This is a genomic window from Vibrio rhodolitus (assembly GCF_003350325.1).
In the GTDB taxonomy this organism is placed as follows: domain Bacteria; phylum Pseudomonadota; class Gammaproteobacteria; order Enterobacterales; family Vibrionaceae; genus Vibrio; species Vibrio rhodolitus.
Map to the genome: position 1 here is coordinate 116685 of NZ_QLYZ01000001.1, position 20173 is coordinate 136857.

General features: G+C 44.5%; 22 protein-coding genes. 15 read left to right on the plus strand and 7 right to left on the minus strand.

The window, feature by feature from the left end:
- Positions 1–472 precede the first annotated feature (472 nt).
- Both DPF93_RS00545 and phnR read left to right on the plus strand, forming a co-directional pair.
- Entirely contained in the window at positions 473–829 is a 357-nt protein-coding gene (locus DPF93_RS00545) for a DUF3316 domain-containing protein (RefSeq protein ID WP_114764267.1), read from the plus strand.
- Between the two features lie 151 nt (positions 830–980).
- Positions 981–1679 carry a phosphonate utilization transcriptional regulator PhnR gene (gene phnR / locus DPF93_RS00550; protein WP_114764268.1) on the plus strand — a complete coding sequence of 233 codons (699 nt, stop codon included), beginning with the start codon at positions 981–983 and terminating at the stop codon, positions 1677–1679.
- A 96-nt stretch (positions 1680–1775) separates the two neighbouring features.
- Here the strand turns inward: phnR and DPF93_RS00555 are convergent, their stop codons facing one another.
- Positions 1776–2108 (minus strand): PBPRA1643 family SWIM/SEC-C metal-binding motif protein, encoded by a 333-nt coding sequence (locus tag DPF93_RS00555; RefSeq protein WP_114764269.1) that lies wholly within the window; start codon positions 2106–2108, stop codon positions 1776–1778.
- Between the two features lie 229 nt (positions 2109–2337).
- On the opposite strand from DPF93_RS00555, the gene DPF93_RS00560 reads away from it, so the two are divergent.
- Both DPF93_RS00560 and DPF93_RS00565 read left to right on the plus strand, forming a co-directional pair.
- Complete coding sequence (locus tag DPF93_RS00560; RefSeq protein WP_114764270.1) at positions 2338–2634, plus strand: hypothetical protein; 297 nt, start codon at positions 2338–2340, stop codon at positions 2632–2634.
- Positions 2635–2704: 70 nt separating this feature from the next.
- Entirely contained in the window at positions 2705–3034 is a 330-nt protein-coding gene (locus tag DPF93_RS00565; RefSeq protein ID WP_114764271.1) for a DMT family transporter, read from the plus strand.
- A 230-nt stretch (positions 3035–3264) separates the two neighbouring features.
- Here DPF93_RS00565 and DPF93_RS21215 read toward each other — a convergent pair whose 3' ends face one another.
- Positions 3265–3429 (minus strand): hypothetical protein, encoded by a 165-nt coding sequence (locus DPF93_RS21215; RefSeq protein WP_164675276.1) that lies wholly within the window; start codon positions 3427–3429, stop codon positions 3265–3267.
- A 532-nt stretch (positions 3430–3961) separates the two neighbouring features.
- On the opposite strand from DPF93_RS21215, the gene DPF93_RS00570 reads away from it, so the two are divergent.
- Both DPF93_RS00570 and DPF93_RS00575 read left to right on the plus strand, forming a co-directional pair.
- Positions 3962–5074, plus strand: a complete 1113-nt coding sequence (locus DPF93_RS00570) for an NADH:flavin oxidoreductase (RefSeq protein WP_114764272.1) — start codon at positions 3962–3964, stop codon at positions 5072–5074.
- A 282-nt stretch (positions 5075–5356) separates the two neighbouring features.
- Complete coding sequence (locus tag DPF93_RS00575; protein WP_114764273.1) at positions 5357–5740, plus strand: DUF2541 family protein; 384 nt, start codon at positions 5357–5359, stop codon at positions 5738–5740.
- Positions 5741–5841: 101 nt separating this feature from the next.
- Here DPF93_RS00575 and DPF93_RS00580 read toward each other — a convergent pair whose 3' ends face one another.
- From DPF93_RS00580 to DPF93_RS00595, 4 genes are all read right to left on the minus strand, one after another.
- Positions 5842–6192, minus strand: coding sequence for a rhodanese-like domain-containing protein (locus tag DPF93_RS00580; protein ID WP_114764274.1), 351 nt, complete (start codon positions 6190–6192; stop codon positions 5842–5844).
- A 101-nt stretch (positions 6193–6293) separates the two neighbouring features.
- On the minus strand, positions 6294–6674 hold the full coding sequence (locus tag DPF93_RS00585; protein WP_244204648.1) for a thiol-disulfide oxidoreductase DCC family protein: 381 nt from the start codon (positions 6672–6674) through the stop codon (positions 6294–6296).
- Positions 6667–7092, minus strand: coding sequence for a DUF3429 domain-containing protein (locus DPF93_RS00590; RefSeq protein WP_114764275.1), 426 nt, complete (start codon positions 7090–7092; stop codon positions 6667–6669). Before DPF93_RS00590 ends, DPF93_RS00585 begins: the two co-directional genes overlap by 8 nt.
- 84 nt (positions 7093–7176) lie before the next feature.
- Complete coding sequence (locus DPF93_RS00595) at positions 7177–8085, minus strand: glucosaminidase domain-containing protein (RefSeq protein ID WP_114764276.1); 909 nt, start codon at positions 8083–8085, stop codon at positions 7177–7179.
- Between the two features lie 456 nt (positions 8086–8541).
- Between DPF93_RS00595 and DPF93_RS00600 the strand changes: the two genes are divergently transcribed.
- Entirely contained in the window at positions 8542–9750 is a 1209-nt protein-coding gene (locus tag DPF93_RS00600; RefSeq protein ID WP_114764277.1) for a NupC/NupG family nucleoside CNT transporter, read from the plus strand.
- A 79-nt stretch (positions 9751–9829) separates the two neighbouring features.
- Here the strand turns inward: DPF93_RS00600 and DPF93_RS00605 are convergent, their stop codons facing one another.
- Complete coding sequence (locus tag DPF93_RS00605) at positions 9830–10375, minus strand: DUF2301 domain-containing membrane protein (protein WP_114764278.1); 546 nt, start codon at positions 10373–10375, stop codon at positions 9830–9832.
- A 233-nt stretch (positions 10376–10608) separates the two neighbouring features.
- On the opposite strand from DPF93_RS00605, the gene DPF93_RS00610 reads away from it, so the two are divergent.
- From DPF93_RS00610 to DPF93_RS00640, 8 genes are all read left to right on the plus strand, one after another.
- The gene (locus DPF93_RS00610) at positions 10609–12333 is read left to right on the plus strand and encodes a sensor histidine kinase (RefSeq protein ID WP_114764279.1); all 1725 of its coding nucleotides are present in this window, start codon (positions 10609–10611) and stop codon (positions 12331–12333) included.
- Entirely contained in the window at positions 12317–13726 is a 1410-nt protein-coding gene (locus DPF93_RS00615; protein ID WP_114764280.1) for a sigma-54-dependent transcriptional regulator, read from the plus strand. Before DPF93_RS00610 ends, DPF93_RS00615 begins: the two co-directional genes overlap by 17 nt.
- The gene (locus DPF93_RS00620) at positions 13723–14946 is read left to right on the plus strand and encodes an ABC transporter substrate-binding protein (protein ID WP_114764281.1); all 1224 of its coding nucleotides are present in this window, start codon (positions 13723–13725) and stop codon (positions 14944–14946) included. The genes DPF93_RS00615 and DPF93_RS00620 overlap by 4 nt, the downstream gene beginning before the upstream one ends.
- Positions 14947–15280: 334 nt before the next feature.
- A complete protein-coding gene (locus tag DPF93_RS00625; RefSeq protein ID WP_114764282.1) occupies positions 15281–16651 on the plus strand; it encodes a solute carrier family 23 protein in 1371 nt (456 codons plus the stop codon).
- A gap of 55 nt (positions 16652–16706) precedes the next feature.
- Positions 16707–18332, plus strand: coding sequence for an acyl-CoA synthetase (locus DPF93_RS00630; protein WP_114764283.1), 1626 nt, complete (start codon positions 16707–16709; stop codon positions 18330–18332).
- Positions 18333–18481: 149 nt separating this feature from the next.
- Entirely contained in the window at positions 18482–18631 is a 150-nt protein-coding gene (locus DPF93_RS21220; RefSeq protein WP_164675277.1) for a hypothetical protein, read from the plus strand.
- Positions 18632–18781: 150 nt separating this feature from the next.
- Positions 18782–19180: a VOC family protein gene (locus DPF93_RS00635; RefSeq protein ID WP_114764284.1), complete on the plus strand. Its 399-nt coding sequence runs from the start codon at positions 18782–18784 to the stop codon at positions 19178–19180.
- Positions 19181–19331: 151 nt separating this feature from the next.
- Positions 19332–19955: a LysE family translocator gene (locus DPF93_RS00640; protein ID WP_114764285.1), complete on the plus strand. Its 624-nt coding sequence runs from the start codon at positions 19332–19334 to the stop codon at positions 19953–19955.
- The last annotated feature ends 218 nt before the right edge of the window (positions 19956–20173 follow it).

The window sequence follows — 20173 nt, forward strand, 5'->3', positions numbered from 1 at the left end:
TGTTAGTGATTGCGGTTAGATTCTGTGCGTTTTTCGGTGGAAAAAATAAAAATGGGGGGAAAAATCAGTTGAAGATTTATGACTAAAATATCGTTAAAAAACGGCAATTCGGTTGTCTGAATTAGCGAGGATTATTTGTATATTTATATTCTTATCAGTTCTGTCTAATAAGCCAAGGTTCTATAAACGTACTCAGAATGGACAACGCATGAGCTTGGAAAATTGCCTTGTGCATTAGGCAATGAAAAGAAACAAAGGCTTATCTCATAGCCTAGAGAAAGCAAATTTTAATCCAGTAAAAGTTCCGTAATAAACGCTAAATTATTTTATAAATTCCCCTGAAATGTGCTCGAAGAGAGCGAGGTCTTTATCGGCAACAAACTTGTAAATGCGAGTTTTGGTGTGAAGGGACAAATCGAAATATGCTTGTCCCTTCTCAAATCTAGTCAAATGATCTAGGAAGGGAATAACGATGAAAAGCTTAACAACAATCGCAGCACTATGTGCTTTAACGGCGGCTTCGAGTGTCTTTGCTGGTGGTTATCATTGGCAAAGCAAAGTGACCAGTATTGAAGGTGATGTCGTCGCCTCAAAACAAGCAGCTTATGATGCGGGATTAATGATGATAAACGATTACCGCAGCAAGTCTTCACGTGAGTTGCGCAATGAGTTCTCATCTGCCTTTGATTATGTTGACCGTAACTCATTTACCATTACCGACACGAAAGTGACCGTAGATGAGTTTCTACAAGGTGATGGTCAAATCGCTTATCAACCAGTGCTCGATGTGCGTTATGAATATAGAAAGCGTGAGCCGGGAAGCCGTTAGAGGTGGATGCCAACCAAAGTGCGAGAGATCCCAAAGAGAGCTGCGGCTCTCTTTTCTATTAATCAATGTATTAGCACTTTTTCTCAGGTAATATGTGTTTCTCGCTTTACTGGGCGTGCAAAGCAACTGATGACATAAAGAAGGGCAGTAAGTGCAATACGTAAAGATAAAAGAATCGATAGTGGAGCAGATAGAAGCTGGTATGTTGTCACCGAGGCAGAAACTGCCCGCAGAGCGTAAACTAGCTGAGTCGTTTGATACTACGCGGGTTACCTTGCGTGAAGCTTTGTCCCTACTTGAAGCTGAAGGTCGAATTTACCGTGAAGATCGTCGTGGTTGGTTTATCTCACCGCAGCCTTTGCGTTATGACTTGAGTCAAGCGCCCAACTTTGCCGATATGGCACAAGCGCAGAACCGTTCGGCTAAAACCGAGTTGATCACTGCAAAGGGAATTTTGGCCGATAAGCTGGCTGCTCGACTGCTTAAGTTGCCTCCCTTTACTGATGTCTATCGCATTGATCAGGTTCGCTATTTAGAAGATCGTCCAGTTGCCTATGTGACCAAATACATCCGCTCAGACCGTTTCCCTAATTTGTTAAAGTACGATCTTAGGCAGCCGATAACTCAAGTTTATCTAGATTCGTTTGCGGTGAGCTATCACACATCCAGTTACCGCATTGCAACCACATCTTTGCTTGGCGACACGGCACAGGCGTTGAGAGCAACAGTAGGCACGCCTGCGCTCGTCGTTGAGCGCGTCAACTATGACCGCCACGGTGAGCTGATTGATTGTGTGATTGAGTCATGGCGTCATGACGCTATCAGTATAAAGTCTGTGGTTGAGAAGTGAGCTAAAAGCGTTCTGCTGAGTGATAATAAAGACGTTAGCGCAAAGTAAAGATGAAGTGGGCGAGCGATGCTTCACCCACTGCGTTGGCTTGCTTAATTAAGCACAGCACTTCTTATATTTTTTACCACTGCCACAACTGCATGGATCGTTGCGGTTTGGTGTCTTTTCAAAAACAGTTGTTGCTGGCTTGTTTAGTACCGTATCCAGCTCAATAGTGTTTTCTTCTTTACTTGCATCAACCACGATGTTGGCAAAGAGAGCGTGTTGTCCAACAATGGCTTCGATCTCTGCTTTACGCGCTTCACTTGCGACGGTTACTGAGATTGGCGCTTCTTCACTGCCAGGTTTCACATCACGGTTTACGTTATAACCAGAAATTACGTGGTTCTGTCTTGCGTCAATGCGACCTTTAAAAAACAGTTTTGACATGCTTTAACTCTTATTTGAGTGTGGGATAAAAGAGCAGGGGATTATACGTATCATTGAACAATGATAAAGAAATATGTGCTCATTCCTATGGCTAAAGCATTGTCAGTACACCAAACAAGGGTAGCCTACCGCAAAGCGTTTAGTTGCATAATTAATGCGAAAGGTCACTGAAAAAACACATTAGTTTCAGTAGTATTTTAAGCAATTTCTAGAAGACTTTGAGGTAGTTATGGGATTGGATGTATTGATATTTTCGCTAGATGTATTTGTTACCACTTTCTGTATTTTTATTGCTTCAAAGCTCTCTTTTGTTTCGGTCGAGTTTCGTGCGTTGCTAGTTATCGCGGTGATCGTCTCTCTTGTTTCCTTAATACCGGTTGTGGGTTGGGTTGCAGGGCTCGTTCTGTTTATCTACCTGTTAAGCAAAGCTGCAAATGCCAGTTTTGGCGACTGTATTTGGGTAGTACTATTTACCAAATTGGTTTCAGCGGGAGTGATTATGCTCTTGGGCGCCTCGATGGCATAATCGCCATCGTATAGCTTAACGCTCAGTTAAGCGGTATTGGTGTAATTCAATCAAAAGGATCGGTAACTTTATGGGATATGTTTACCTCACCATTGCGATTATTGCGGAAGTGATTGCGACGGGCGCGCTTAAATCGTCGGCAGGTTTTACCAAGCTTGCACCAAGTCTTTTGGTCGTGGTCGGATATGGCGTCGCTTTTTACTTTCTCTCGCTGGTTTTGCGCACGATTCCGGTTGGCATCGCTTATGCGATATGGTCAGGTCTAGGGGTGGTACTGATTTCTCTCGTTGCTGCAGTGGTGTTTAAGCAGAAGCTAGATATGGCAGCAATAGTAGGTATGACTTTGATTGTGAGCGGCGTGATAGTGATAAACATGTTTTCAAATACATCAACGCACTAAATTTCTTGGTTGCAATGTATCTCTAACCGAAGAATAGCTTGTTGCGTCGTCTTATTGTAAGAGAAGAGTTCGTTTCGATTTCTTACTAATATTTGTTGCGCTGAGTTTTGGGTGAGTCGTATTTGAAAGCTAATGGATCTTTTACGAGGTTGAATTAGATTGGTAGGTCAATGCGATACTCCTCGACGATATTCGCTGGAGTATCGCTTTTCAATTCCATGAAAGGCTGGTTACAAAACCCAAGATAGGCTAAGTAACAAAACTACTGCTGAAGTCGCTAGGAACATGACTGCAAGCGTAACAACTTCTTCTAGAGTCGATACTTGTTGCTTGCTTTCGGTTTCAGTTTGAGCAGTTTTTTCAGTGTCCAACATTGATAGTAGTGCTGAGTTCATAGTCTCCACCTTATGTAATCAAGTTTCAAAAGACGGGCTAATTTTAGCAATTTTGTGAGCTTCGTCAAATTAATTTGGTTGTTTAATTACAATATTTTTTCATGTGGAGAGATTAGTATTTTTAATTTGTTTACTTATAGAAGTTGGTAAATTTACATTATTTACATCACTGGACATGTAATTTATAAAATTACATGTAAATACTATATATTGCATGCTTATAAAGGATGATTTGATAGAGCGCGTAAGGCGAGCAAGAGACAGCAACAATAGTAAATTAACAGGCAGTTGTGAGTTTCAATCGGCTTACCTTTGTCTTTTGTTAAAATCACACATTTAGTTAATCTAGATTAAGGTTTTGTCGTCGATTGGGCGTATCATCCCCGTTAGCTTTGTGGTCTAAAGTGCGCAAAAGAGAACAGCTATACAGCAATGTATGGCTGTTCTCTTTTTTGTTCTTGCTGAAAGCCATTAAGTTGATGCTTAACGCGGCACCACAGCAATAAAAATAATAAACATTAGAGGATTGGATGTGAGCTTCCTATTTTCATCAAGCCGTATCGGCAATATGACACTGAAGAACCGTTTTGTGCGCAGCGCAACCTGGGAAAACCTAGCAACAGAAGATGGTCATATGACCGATCGCCTTTATGCGATTTATGAAGAACTGGCACAGGGCGAAGTTGGTCTGATCGTGACAGGTTATGCCAACATTGTTGAAGAAGAGAAGCCAAATGCAGGCATGATGGGGATGTACAACGATTCATTTATCCCTGAATACCAAAAGCTGACGGATCTTGTGCATCAATATGACTCAAAAATTGTTATGCAGCTTGCGTATGGCGGCACCAAAACCACGTATAACGTGGGTGAGCGCGTCATTTTTGCTCCAAGTGAAGTGCCTGAGCGTGGCACTAAAACGCAGGGCAAGGCGATGACAAAAGCGGAAATTGACTACATTGTTGAAGCATTTGCCTTGGCAAGTAAGCGTGCGCAAGACTCAGGGTTTGATGGCGTAGAAATTCATGCGGCGCACACTTACCTGATCAACCAATTTCTCAGCCCATACTACAACCAGCGCGAAGACGAATACGGGGGTAGCTTAGAAAACCGTATGCGTTTCTTAGTCGAGATTTACCAAGCGACGCGTAAACTTGTTGGTGACGATTTCCCGATCCTAGTAAAACTTACTGCCACTGAATTTTTTGAAGGTGGCGCAACTTTCGACGAAACCCGCGTAGTGTGTAAAAAGCTAGAAGAGTTAGGTGTGGATGCGATCATCATTTCCGGCAATATTCACGGCAATGCTAGCACCATGATTGGCGAAAAATTTGATGGCTACACACTACAAGCGGAAGGCTATTTCCACGAATATGGTGATGTGATCAGCCAAGAAGTGAACGTGCCAGTGATTACTGTTGGTGGTTTAGGTGATATTTGCGCGATTGAAGAGATTGCCGAGCGCACCAATATCCAATATTTTGCGTTGTCACGTCCTTTAATGGCAGAGCCTTTATTGATTAAACGCTGGCTGGAAGAGGACAAAAAGCCCGTTGATTGTGAACGTTGCTCAAAATGCCGAACTAAGCGAGGTAACTTCTGCGTTGTTTATAACAAGCCTAATCAACGTAATCGAGCAGCATAATTCGTTTTATTTGTCAGCAAGCTCCCGATAATAAGGGAGCTTTTTGATAGGCGAGTACAGCGCTCGTCTAACGCAAATCACATAGCTTATTGGTTAACTCATTGAACAGGCGGGCGTAAAGGCTAGGTAAGCGTGTTGAGTAATTTCACATCAAACAATGACTTTGTGAAAGCGCAGTGTCAGCGGCTTGCTAATTTTGTCGATTTGATAAAAAAAGAGCTAACACATTTGGTCAGTTATCCATAGAATGCGCGCCGATTTAATACTAATTGTTTATGTGAAATGGCGAAGAAATCTCTAATCCTTAGCGCTCTGTTGGGCGCACTAATGCTTAGCGCAAATGCGCACGCGGACGACAAATTTACTCTGGGTCGTACGCTATTGCTTGAGCATGGTAAGCATGCTGCGAAGATCCCGCTGCTGGTTTGTCGAAATACCAACGCGATAAAAATCAAAGCAGAAAAGGACCTTGACCTGCGTAAAGCGGTGGTGAAGTTTCAAAATGGTGAAAGCAAAACATTTAACTTCTATCGTGGGTTTGATAAAGATGAATTCAGCGATTGGCGCTACTTCGGAAAGCGTCGTTGTGTTAAGAGCATTGATGTTTACGGTAATTCAGAAGGATCTAAAGCTGGAGTACGAGTGTACGGTAAGGAAAGAGACTAGTAATACCTTGGACTTGCTTGCAGACTTTTGCCTAACAAAAAATCGCCCTTTGAGGGCGATTTTTCTAGGTAGTTGATCAGATAACTTTGATTGAGCGATATTTATTTTGCCGACTGCATTTCAACTAAACCGCCACCGTTATGTACTTGAGTGAAGCCTTGCTCAACGAGATAGTCGTAAGCAATGCCTGAGCGATTACCGCTACGACAGTACACCACGATCGGTTGGTTCTTATCCATATTAGCGAAGTGCTTGTCCAAGTCAGCTAGCGGAAAATTGACGGCGTTATCAAGGTGTCCTGCGGCGAATTCTTGCGGTGTTCTCACGTCGACGACCATTGCCCCTTGTTGGATCTTTTCCCAACCAATTTGCGCACGTTCTGAAGCGTGTACAGCAAACACCGATAGACTTAAACACAACGATAGTGCCAATAAATGGAAAACTTTTCTCATAACTCTTCCATGATGAATGTTTAGTTTAGAAAGTATACCAACGGATTTTCATTAGTGATGAGTATTTTGTTTTCGTTTGGTGACCTTACTAAGCAAAAACTCTAGATATCACATTGTTCACACTTAGATTTTCCCGTGAGGAGGCGCGATAAGCGATAACGGTTACGTGCGAAAACCCAGTAGCCTACATTCGCTATGCTGCGGATAACTGGCAGCCTGAGTAGAGTTAAGTAGCGTTTAGTTCCAGTAAGCTCCCAAAGGTAAACATTGGCGTCGACCCCCAAGCGCAATGAACCTGTCTCATCAATAACATGCAAAACACGCTTACTTTCGGCAATGGAAATCTCTGGATAGTTTGTCATCAGGTTGTTATCGAGCACGTTCACAAAAGTGACTTGGTCTGCGAGGTGTGATTTTAGAGAGCTCATCTCTCTTACACACAGTGGGCAACTGGCATCGTAAAACACAGCGATATTATTCAACGCTTACACTCCAAGAAAGCAAAAGGATCATCAAAGCGTGACAACCTATAACGATAATGGTCAGCACTTTACGTAAATTATAGTAGCGTTGGTTACGTCGTTTGCGCTCACTAATAAAGTTCATCAAATGGGTTAGCATTAAACCTAAGATGGCACCAACTATTTTCACGTTAGCAATCAACGCAAAAGCAATAGCGCACAGGACTATGCCGTTGGAGACCATCAACATATACGGTTTTGCGCAGGGTTTGTCGACTTCTCGTCCCCATAACGTCCCTGCCATAAAAGCAGCAATACACACGCTGTAGGCGGTAAATGCCTTAACGGTAAGTGACGGCGTCACAATGTTAGGTGTGAGCAACAACAGGGGAAGCACCAAAAAGGGGATGAGCCCTAAGTAACCAAGCTTTTTAATCATGCTGTTATCTACGTATTGACCAGTGTTGCGATCAAGTATGGTTGATATTGCCGATTAATTTAAGCTTGGCTCTTATGCGTGGACTTAGTGATTAAACCGAATAAGGTAACTTGGGTTTGGTTCTAGTGTCACGTTATCAAAGTTATCTAGCTTATGATGGCGGATTAATGCACGCAAATTATCCACATAGGCTTCGCCACGTGTGGAGTAGTGAGAAAGTGCCGCCACTAATTGGTAACCATTAAGGTCATCTTGTGCACGCAGTTGTTTGCGCATCTTCCATAACTCTTGGTAAGCGCGAGTGGTATTAAGGTTGTGCATATAACTTGCTGTGCCAGCATAGAGGTTGTCAAACGCAGCAACTTTGACATGACCGCCTGGTGTGGTGAGGAATTTCCCGCCATGAGCAGGAAGGTGTTCACCATACAAACTGTTACCTTGAACCGCGAAATGACTGGTGCCCCAACCACTCTCATCAATACCTTGAGCGAGTACCATGCCAGTTGGGATGATGTCGACTTGCAGCAGTAGGTCGTTAATGTCTTTGGATTTTACATCGTAAGAGAGCATTAACTTATCCAGCCAAGTTTGCTCTTGCACTGTCCAATCGGATTTAGGTTTACCAGCTAGGCGCTCCACTTCGCTGCGAACGGTAAGGATTTGCTGATTGACCGCTTTAATCGTTGGCAGCAACAGGCGAATAAAGCCCGATGTTTTCTGCTCGACAGGAAGAGCATTTAAATCGGTTGGTAGATTCTCAACGAAATAGCTAGGCAAGGTGTGACTGCTGGCGACTTTATCCAGTTGATAATGGTGATGCTCAAAATCACTAATCAGCTGTTTGGCTGAATCTAGTTTTGTGAGTTGCGCTTTTGGGTAAGGTTGAGCTATCTGTTCTGGAGGGAGGGGGAGTGGCTCTGTTGCATGTACAGAAAAAGTGAACAGTGTAAGAAGGCTAAATCTGGCTAAGCGAGAAAGTGGTAAATAGGGCATTCGGGTTTCTCCATTTAAGAGGTTAAATCCGTGTTGATAGAGGTAAACATCCAGGATTTATCGCTTGTTAGTATATGGTTTCATGTTCTGTTTAAGCCAGCATGCAAAATCAAACATTAAGATTGCACACTTAATTTATCGATTTGATTGTTTTTTGACTAAACGAACTTGAAAGTGGCAAATTTAACAAAAGTGATCATTGTCACATCTATTTGGAGTCACTATACTCCGCGCTCGACTGGGGACGAAAACGTTTACCTAGTCGGCTTTCAATCAGCTGCAAAATGGAAACTTGCCCCAAGGAACAGGGCCCAGCGTAACTGTGAGCGTTTACGGGCCATAAATCCGCTATCGGGCGAGACAACATTTTGCGATGTTGCCTGCGCGCGTGCGCGTCTGATTTTTGGTTCCGCCTTAATACAGATATTTAGCACAGATACATAGCAAGGTAACAAAATGCAAATCATCTACAGCTTGGCTGGCATCTTCGCGATTTTAGCGTGCGCATTCGCACTTTCAGAAAGTCGCAAGAACATCAATTGGCGCACTGTTTTAGGCGCATTCGCACTTCAGGCAGGTTTTGCCGCACTGGTCCTTTATTTCCCTCTTGGTCAATCACTACTCGGCTCTATCAGTAACGGCGTTTCTGGTATTTTGGCATTCGCTGACGAAGGCATTGGCTTTGTGTTTGGTGAACTAGCATCAGGCAGTTTTATTTTCGCGATTCGCGTGCTCCCTCTGATTATCTTCCTTTCTGCGATCATTTCTCTTCTTTACTACCTTGGCATCATGCAAAAGCTAATCTTAGTGATTGGTGGTGCGATTTCACGTGCACTTGGCACATCAAAAGTTGAGTCATTGGCAGCAACAAGTAACATCTTCTTATCAATGAGCGAAGCATCGCTCATTGTGCGTCCTTTCCTTGCGAAGATGACTCGTTCAGAACTGTTTGCGGTTATCGTTGGTGGTATGGCATCGGTTGCAGGTTCGGTACTGGGTGGCTATGCGGCACTTGGTGTAGAGCTAAAATACCTAATTGCAGCAAGCTTTATGGCAGCGCCTGGTGGTCTATTGATGGCTAAAATGATGGTGCCAGAGCGTGAAGCATCAGCGGCGCAAGATGAAATCGAGCTAGAAAAGAGTACCGACAGTAACATTATTGATGCGCTTGCTTCAGGTGCAATGAATGGTGTGCGTGTTGCTGTTGCAGTAGGTACGATGCTCATTGCGTTTGTCAGTGTGATTGCGATGGTGAACGCTGGTTTTGAAATGCTTGGCGAATTGGTTGGCGTGCAAAACCTAACTCTGCAAACCATTTTCGGCTACCTATTTGCACCGTTAGCGCTATTTGCTGGTATCCCAATGGATGAAGTATTTGCTGCAGCCGCACTTATCGGTCAAAAGACTGTATTGAACGAGTTCGTTGCATTCCTAGATTTCGTTGCAGTGAAAGAGACGCTATCAGCACACAGCCAAATCATCATTACTTTCGCTCTGTGTGGTTTTGCTAATATTGGCTCAATTGCAATCCAATTAGGTTCAATTGGTGCAATGGCGCCAGAACGTCGCCAAGATGTAGCGAAACTGGGTGTGCGCGCTGTAACGGCGGCAACGCTGGCTAACATGATGAGTGCAGCACTAGCGGGTCTATTTATCGCGCTGTAATGTACATTACACTCAGAATTTTAAAGCCCACTTTTTAGTGGGCTTTTTGCTATTTCATCTTTCTAGAAAGATGCATTTTCTAAACTTCATAATTGGCTTTAATGCCGATATCAAAGTGCAGTGGCATGCGCCATTTCTGATACGACAGATAACCTATTATTAAGCTGGCAACCATCATCAATATTGCTGCATACAAGGTTAAATCGAGCCAAAGTAACAGCACGGTACTCGCAAGCAAAAGTGGCACTAGTTTCAATCCCATCACTTTAAAACAAAACGACTCTTTGAGTGCAATGCCGGAAAAGGTAATAAACAAAAAGCCCAGCGAGAGCCAAATATGGCTTTGTTGCCCGTCACTTAGCATTAATAGAATCCCAATCCAAGCTGCCCAAACGATGATAGTGCGAACCAATTTGTTGTAAACATGCAGATTAGCCGCCGACATTGCCGTTGCAACGCAAGTCACTAACAAGGTTATTGGCAACCAATCAATTGGTACTAAGCCACTTAATGTTGTTGCTAGTCCAATTAGCGCCAGAGAAAACACACTGATGCCAGTGCGATAGAGGCAAACACTCAGTTTATCGAGGGTATCGAGCGTTTCTTGGTATTCAGGATTAGCCATATTGCTTCCTTGATGAATTGGACAATAATAGCTTGAGGATACACCGCTTTGTCTCTTTTTAGACAGTCATTTAGCCATTATCAACCAACTAGCGACACAGTGATATGTTCGACATAAGTCGTGTTAACGGTCTGTTTGCAATATGCTAACGTTAGCCATGAACCTGCATAGAACATTTATCAAACAACAATTAAGCAGGAGAGGTCCCTAATTTAGGCTTGCTAGGCGGCATTATGGCTTACACCAGAAGACAATCGATCCGATTTTGGAAAAATAGCCTCGTTCGACGCTTTTTCCTGCTATCACTCTTGGTTGCCAGCTTGCCATTGTTGGTGACGATAGTGGTGTATGATCGCTTAACCGCTGGGCTGGTGACTGAGATGGCAACCGAGCGATCTCAGCAAAATCTTTTGCAAATCAAAAACAGCATTTATCACTACAGCAGACAGCATTTGCATGCGCTAGAAGCGCTTTCTGAACTCCCCGAAATTACAAAGCTATTCGAATCACAACAAAGTAGCCGTCATTCCTCAACCACATTGAGTTTAATTCATTTTGATATTGACCGACCTGAAATCTACGGAGCGCTGTTCTTTGATGCAAACTGGCAATTGGTGAATGCGCTGCCAGGGCAAAGCGCGAGTGGATACCCTTACTGGGGAAAAGGTGAGTTTGATATTTCACCATTGAGCAAGCAGGTGTTTGGTTCTGCGTATTTAATCGGACCGCAATTGGCGACTCCGGGAAAATCAGCTTGGTATTTAATGGCACAACCTGTTTATGCCTCCGGCAGCAACCCGCAGTTAGTCGGCTATCTGGCGTTTCAATTGCGCCTCGCCAGTTTGACCTATTATCTTTCGGCAAACGGTTATGACGAAACCATGCTTTGTCCTCTGGCGAGTGCTAATCAGCCTTGCTTTGACGCGCTTGGTAGAGAAGTTGCGAAGCCAAGTATTGTCGGTGCAACAGAGAGTATTACTGCGGATTGGCGTTTAATTAACTCCACTCGCAGTGAGCCGCTACTCGCTAGAGAGCATGAGCGTTTATTGGTGTTACTTATGGCGGTGTTAGTTCTCTCTTTAGTCACCACTTTCTTTTATTTCCTCGTTAAACGAGTTCGCCGCCGGGTGGTTCCTTTGATTGATGTCGCCAATGCTGTCTCAACGGGCAACTGGGCGGCTAAGATCCCTGTGTCAGGAAATGATGAAATCTCTCTTCTTGCGAGTGCGTTTAACCGGATGACCTCTCACTTAGACTCCTTAATGCTTGCGCGGGGTGAAGCTGAGCGCAAAGCGGTCTGGGGTGAGTTTGCTACAGGTATCGCACATGAAATCCGTAATCCATTGGCGACGATAAAAGTTTGTGTCCAAACCCTGTCGCAAGATAAAGCCGAAGATAGAGAGCTGCAAAGTTTGATGGTGGGCGAGATTGACCGTATCAATCAATTGATTTCCAGTTTGCTAAATTATGCTCGCCCGCCAGATCCACAAACCAAACAAGTCCAATTGGCTAACTTGGTAACGCGGCTTGCGTCGCTGATTGCACCGATGGCAAAAGAGCGCGGGGTAAGCGTTAAGTTAGATGACACTTGCTTGCAAAACCAATTATGTATTGAAGCCGATGAGAACCAACTGCAACAAATAGTGATGAATTTGTTGATTAACGGGCTAGAAGCTTCTCAATCAGGCAGTGAGATTCAGTTGGCTATTGAGGTAACGAGTAACAGCGTATCGTTGGTAGTCAGTGACCAAGGGTGTGGCATGACCGAGCAGCAAATTTCTACCATTAGCCAACCATTTTATACAACAAAAACAACCGGTACTGGTTTAGGTCTTTCAGTCTCACAGCGTCTGGCTGAGATGAACCAAGCTAGGTTGGAATTCTACAGCCAGCCCGGGATGGGCACTCAGGCAGTGTTAAGGTTTGATAGGGAGTCTCTTTGTGAATCAAACAGTTGATCATTTTCTTGCTGATAAAAAGCCAACGCTTTTGATTATCGACGACGAGTTGGCGCTAACCCGTTCGTTGCAAATTGCCTTACGTGATCCCAAGTTTCATGTCGAGATTGCTCACAATGCAGCAGAAGGGTTGAGCAAAGCCAATGCAATGCGCCCAAGTGCGATTTTGCTCGATTTGAGACTACCCGATTGCGAAGATCTTAAACCGCTGCAAAGACTCAATACCATGCTGCCAGATAGCGCTGTGTTTATGATGTCGGCGCATGGCGATATAAAAACGGCGGTTGAAGCCGTCAAGAACGGGGCGAAAGACTTTATCACTAAGCCATTTGATATTACTGAGCTAAAAATGCAGTTGCGCCCATTTCTTATCGATTCAAAGGCAGAATCTCAAGGTCTGATTGGGCAAACCGCGATTATGGATAAGTTAGTCAGTGAGTTGGCTTTGGTGGCGAAAAGCCAAGCGAAAACAGTGTTGTTGCTTGGCGCGTCAGGAACGGGTAAAACGGCTGCGGCGCATGAAATCCATCGCCAAAGTGATCTTGCCAAGCAGGCATTTGTTGAAGTGAACTGCGCCGCTTTGCCGGAAAGTCTGCTCGAATCAGAGCTATTTGGGGTAGAGAGAGGCGCGTTTACTGGGGCGAATAAGTCGCGAGCAGGGCTAATTGATAGCGCTGATGGCGGCACGCTGTTTCTTGATGAGGTGGGAGAGTTAACTTTGGCACTACAAGCAAAGTTACTTTCATTTCTTGAAAGTCAGCGCTATCGCCCAGTAGGTTCAACCAAAGAGAGACAAGCCAATGTAAGAGTGATTGCGGCGACCAATCGCGACCTAGCGTGTGCCGTCGAAGAAGGGCGCTTTCGTGCTGACCTATATTACCGGCTTAATGTTATGCCGCTCACCTTGCCATCCCTTGCAGAGAGGCAGCAAGATATCTCTCTGTTATTAAATCACTTTGCCAAGCAGTATGCAGGCAAGAGTGATGCGATTCGCTTTCAACCCGCAACGCTAGACAGACTGATCGATTACACTTGGCCCGGAAATATTCGTGAGCTTAAAAATTTGGTCGAGCGTTTGTCGGTGTTGTATAGCGCTGGCGAGATTGAGCCAGATAAATTACCGCATGAGTTTGGCTCGCCAAGATCACCCCAAAGCTCATCGTCACAGCAATTTTCCCAGCAGCACAATATCACGGCTAACTCTTTTATCTGTGAGGACCCTAAAGAAGAACCTTTAGAGGCAATATCTGCTCGACTTGCTGATGAAGAGAAACGTGTAATTCTCAATGCACTAGAGGAGAGCGGCGGTCATAAAGGGAACGCGGCGAAGTTGCTTAATATCTCACGCCACGCGCTTAAGCGGCGGTTACAAAAACTGGGTATAGAGATATGACAAGCTCAGTGACGCGACAGCTGGCTTTACTGCTATGTCTGTTAGCAAGTTTTGCAACCCAAAGCCAAGTAATCCTTGGTGTGAGCAAGGCGCAGGCGGATTTTGAAGTCGGGTGCATGTATCCACTCACCGGTCCGTCTGCTTTGTGGGGGAACGATGCAGTAGTGGCGTTGGAGATGGCGCTAGAAGAAATTCATGCTTTACCCGGCGCGCCGAAAATGCGCGTGTATGTAGCCGATACCATGGGTAAGCAGTTTCGCTCGCGTGAAATTGCCACTAATTTTGTAGACCAAGGCGTCGATGTATTGTGTGGGGTGGTCAATTCCAATATCGCCTTAGAGGTCTCTTTGCTTGCTAAGCAACATCAGATCTTGTTTCTCGGCGCGGGCCATAGCTCAGCAAGGCTGACGCAAGATGAGCGACACCCGTGGTATTTTCATTTGAACAATGATGCCTCGCAGTCAAGTGATGCCGGTGCGCGCTATCTGCGCGATGTTAAACCAGAGTTGGATTGGCGAACCATTTCCTATATCGGACCTGACTATGAGTATGGTCATCAGATCTGGCAAACCATGATGGCGAGTCTTGCTCAGCATGGGGTCGACTATCAAATTAAGGATGAATTTTATAGCTTGCTTGGTGAAACCGACTATCGCCTATATATCGAAGCCTTGTTGGCTGATCCGCCAGATGTACTGATAAGTGGGCATTGGACGCGTGATTTGGTTAGCTTTTTAGAGCAAGCCGCACGCGCGGGACTACTTGAGCAAACTCACTTTGTAAATTTTGATACCGGTGGTGGCTATTTTGTGCTCTCTCGGTTGGGAGATACACTACCTGAAGGCGTTGTACTCTCTGGGCGATCACATCTCAATTGGCCGCAAACTGCGCGCAATCACAGCTATGTTGCGGCGTTTTTTGAGCGAACTAAACGCTTTCCCACATTTATAGCGCAAGACGCCTATACCGTGATGAAAGTTCTTGATGCGGCATGGAGACAGGCTGAACCGCAAAGTTTGTTAGGACTGAGACAAGCCTTACCCGGTTTAAGGGTGTCACTACCAGAAGATCCGCAAGGATTCCAATCCTACATTGACCCAAAGACCCACAAGATCATGCAATACCAAGCGATTGGTAAAACCAAACATACCACGGGCTTTGCTCCGGCGACCCGAATGTTAGGTGATTGGTACACCTACCCACCAGCACACAGTAAATAAAGTGAGCGCTCCGAGCGCAAACCGCTCAAGGCAATGAGCGCAAGGCGCTCAAAGGCGATGTTTTAGCCAATCTGTGCAAGTGAAAATTCACGTTTGGTTAACATTTAACTCTGGTCGTACCACGTTTTAATTTAACGAGATTTCTTGTTTTAATTTAATTATTACATGAGGTTGTGATGATTTTAAAACGAGGGTGCTTGCTATTTTTAGAACTAACAAAATTTAACGGATACCTTTTGTTAACACTGGCATTGCGGTTGCTGTAAGTGAGTTGCAAGAACAAAACTTACTAACTGATACCTACAAGTAATACCAACTAAAAATAGGAGTACCTATGTCAGTCATTAAACGCTCTCATGGAAAGGAGCAGCCATACTGGCCTGCTGGACCTTTTAAGATTCGCTTGCCATTTATTCATTACCGCTGGGAAATGGCGGAAACCATCCAAGGAATGATCATGTTTGTGGTCGGGATGGCAATGATTCCACTACTTGAGAAATACCTTGGTCTGCCTTATGACGTCGCACTGGCTTATGTCGTGGTGTGTGGTATTGGCTTTATGTTACCAAACCTCTTGGGTGTGCCTATGGTTCCCGGCTGGATCACGCCAGCGATTCCAGTGGTACTGCTGTTTTTAGGCAATTTTGAGCCAGGACCTGAAGCGATTCGTGCACTGGTGGGGCTCCAACTGATCGTTACTGCTATCTTTTTCATTCTTGGCATCACCCGTTTAGGCAGTAAGTTGGTCGACCTTTTCCCTGACTCAATCAAGGCCGGTATCTTGATCGGTGCAGGTATCGCCGCATTGACCGGCGAAATCAGTGAAGGCGGGCGTCTAGCTAATACTCCGGTGTCACTGATTATTGGATTTTTAGTAACGGCTTACGTGCTTTTCTCGCTCAACTTTCGCGATTACGTCAATAGCCATAAGTGGGCAAAAGTGATCGCGGGTTACGGCATGGTGCCGGGCACACTGGTCGCTATGGCTGTTGGCTGGGCAGTAAGCGAGTACCCATTGCCTGATATTCAATTTGGTGTTTCTGCGCCTGCGTTTGGTGAGATGATCAACTACCTACCATTTACCGTCGGTCTACCGAGCATGGAGATGCTTTGGATGGCGATTCCGACGGCGTTGATCGCTTACGTGATTGCCTTTGGTGACATCATTGTGGGCAAAAGCCTGCTTGACCGTGTTGACCATCTGCGCCCAGACGAAGAGATTGAGGTTAACGTTGACCGAGTTCACTTAGTCACCGCACTGCGTAACCTAATTCACTCATTCTTTGCCCCATATCCAGGACTTGCTGGTCCTTTATTCACCGGTGCGATGGCGACGATTGCCGAGCGTTACCGCCATGGTCGCAGCGCAATGGATAGCATTTACAGTGGTGCGGGTGTGTTCTGGATTGTGGGCTTTATCGCTTTGTTTGCACTACCTTTGATCACCTTGTTTAAACCTGTATTGCCGATTGCTCTTTCTATCACACTGCTCATCACGGGTTACCTCTGTATTTCAGTGGGTGTGGAGCAAGTGCGCAATGCAACTCAAATGGGCGTTGCAGGCACTATGGGGGTCGTGCTGGCTGTTTATGGTGCAGGTTACGGTCTGTTGGCGGGTGTTGCTCTGTATTTCCTTATTGAATACCGCCGTAAAAATGCCGAACCGATGGAAGCTGAAGAGCCCATTGAAGTTCTCGAAGATTGATCAAGCAAGGAATGTGTTCGCCCGGCTTTTGGCTGGGCGTTAAGGAGAAATGGCTATGAGTAAACATAATATCTATCACATTGGTTTAGAAAAAACGCCGGCTAACTATGAGAGTTTGAGCCCCCTGAGCTTTCTTGAAAGGGCGGCAAGTGTTTATCCTAACTACACCGCAACTGTGCATGGTGATATCCATAAGACTTGGCGTGAGACAGAAACGCGTTGTCGTAAGTTAGCCTCTGCACTACAAAAGCAAGGCATCGGTGAAGGCGACACGGTGTCAGTGATTGCGCCAAACTTACCTGAAGTGTTTGAGATGCACTTTGGTGTGCCAATGTCTGGTGCGGTACTAAACGCAATCAATACCCGTTTAGATGCTGATGCGATTGCCTTTATCTTTCAGCATGCCGAGAGCAAAGTCGTTATCGTTGATAAAGAGTTTACTGAAGTGGTTAAGAAGGCGTTAAAGATGATCGCCCATAGACCGATTGTGATCTCAATTGATGATCCACTTTATTCAGAGGGAGAGCTCATCAGCGAACTGACGTATGAAGAGTTTATTCTTGATGGTGATCCTGAATATCAATATTGGCCGCCTAGTGATGAGTGGCAAGCTATCTCACTGAATTACACATCAGGTACAACAGGCAACCCAAAAGGGGTGGTGTATCATCACCGTGGCGCGCATCTTAATGCGGTGAGCAATATTATGTCATGGGACATGGGATCTCACCCTGTCTACCTTTGGACATTGCCGATGTTTCACTGCAACGGTTGGTGTTTTCCTTGGTCGATTGCAGCTGCTGCGGGCGTAAGCGTGAGCTTGCGTCATGTGCGTGCTGATGCCATTTTTGATTCAATTAAACAGAACAAAGTGACGCATTTCTGCGCCGCACCTATCGTGCTTAATATGATGAATAACGCTGATGTGGATTTGAAATCGGATATCAACCATCAGATCAAGGCAATGACCGCAGGTGCTGCGCCTCCGGCATCGGTGATTGAAGGAATGGAAGCGCTAGGTATTGAAGTGACCCATGTTTATGGCTTAACCGAAACCTTTGGACCATGCGTAGTGTGCGATTGGCAACGTGATTGGGATGATTTGAATAATACCGAGCGTGCGCGAATGAAAGCGCGCCAAGGGGTGCGCGCACCAATGCAAGGCGAATTGATGGTGGCAAACCCAATCACGATGCAACCGGTGGCGAAAAATGGCAAAGAGATGGGCGAGATCTTCTTACGTGGCAACATTGTGATGAAAGGTTATCTGAAAAACCCGACCACCTCAGATGAAGCGTTAGCTGAAGGCTGGTTCCATACTGGCGACTTAGCGGTTTGGCATGAAGACAATTACATTGAAATCAAAGACCGCTCAAAAGATATCATCATCTCAGGCGGTGAAAATATTTCTAGTATTGAGATTGAAGATGTACTTTATCGCCATCAAGACATCGAAGAGGTCGCGGTTATTGCGATGTCTGATGAAAAGTGGGGTGAAGTGCCTTGTGCCTTTGTCAAAACCAAAAACGATATCGAGTTAACTCAAGCCGAACTTGTCGAATTTTGTCGTAGTCAAATGGCGCATTTTAAAGTGCCGAAGAAATTTATCTTTACTGCGCTGCCAAAAACTTCAACAGGTAAAGTACAGAAATACGTTTTACGTGAGCGCGTTAATGACTAGCTCCCTGTGATCCATTGTCTTTGGCAGTAGGATTGTGCTTGAGAACTACCTTGGTGAGTGTGGGGTAGTTCTCTTTTTTTTGATGTTTTATCTTGACCTCAATGTAACTTGAGGTTCTAAGCTCTCTTTCAAACACAAGGAGAGTGAATATGCAAAATATCTATATTAAACAGTTAGCCATTAAAACCTATCAAGAAGATCTGCAAAAAGAGTATTACAGAAGTCGTCGACAAAGCTTTCATATGCCAAGTTTTGCTGGTGGTATTATAGTGTCAATTTTCGTTGTAGCGTTGCTGTAGTAAAAAATTTCATATCGCTTCTAAACCACAAATAATTCGAACAACTTGTTCAATTTATGTGTGTTGTTGCTTATTAGGTGTTTGCTTAATGTTTGAATATTAAACACGGATTATCAAATGCAGTGATTAAACACAAGGATAAGGGAAGACATGACGGTAATGACAAGTGGCATACACCATATTGGTTTAACGGTTTCAAAGCTTGAGGAGAGCGCCAATTTTTTTGTGCAGCAATTAGGCTGGCGTGAAATCAAGCGTAAGCCCGATTATCCAGCGATATTCGTGAGTGATGGAAATATTATGTTAACGCTATGGGCGACTCAAGTCCCAACGCCGATTGGCTTTGATAGAAAGAGTAATGTCGGATTACATCATATTGCCTTGGTGGTTAAGACAGAAGCTGAACTATTGTCACTTTATCAACAACTTCTCCAGTCGGGTGTCGAAATAGAATTTGCCCCAGAACATGTTGGGGAGAGTCCGGCAAAACATATGATGTGTTATGACCCAAGTGGAGTTCGAATTGAGTGTTTTTGGGCGGGGGCATAATAAAATAGATCCATATCTCCTGAGATTACAGTGATAGTTACAAGCCTGTGGGAGGATGCTCAGGTTTTATCTATTTGTTTACAGCAATTCCTCGCCTCAATAATTAGAATTGATATTGCTTATTTACTGCAATCAAAGGAGAGAAAAGGAAATGGATCCCCAAACTTTAATGCTATTTGTGGTTGCTTGCCTTGCAATAAATATAATCCCAGGACCTGATGTGGTTTATATTGTCTCAAATACAATGAAAGGAAAAATGACGGCGGGTATTAAAGCAGCGATAGGTTTGGGCGTCGGCTATTTGCTGCATACATTGGCAGCGGTACTTGGCTTGTCAGCAATTGTGCTAAGCTCGTCAGTCGCTTTTAGCGTGGTTAAATGGGTTGGTGCTGCTTACTTGCTGTATTTAGGGGTGCAAGCACTTGTCTCTATGTCACGAGCTGGTGAGCAACCCAACCTTGAACTAAAACAAGAGAGCAAAAATATATTATTGCAAGGGATCATCGTAAGCGCACTTAACCCTAAAGTTGCGCTGTTCTATCTATCATTCTTGCCACAATTTATTGACCCATCGGTTTCGTCAGTGTCATACCAGTTACTAGCGCTTGGTGTTTTGTTTAGTTGCTTAGCAACACTATGTAATCTTGCTTATGCAATTATTGGTAGTTGGCTATTTGGTCGGAAAAAATCCAAACGTTATATGAGGATAATGGAAGGTTTTTCCGGTATTTTACTCATTTCTTTAGCTGGCAAAGTCGTATTGTCTGAGCGGTAGCAAGACGTGTTTTTTGCTGTTTATCTACTCGTTTATTCCATTTTATGAGCGTCAAATAAATAACGTTGCCGCTCTATTTCTAAATGTATTTCCCTCAAATCAATCAGTAGTCTTAGACGCCATGTCTCCTTATTGATACATGAATGTTTATAAGTGTATGAGATTATTCCACTCAATTTAATTGATGTATTTGTAAATAGCTGGATGTGCACTTGATC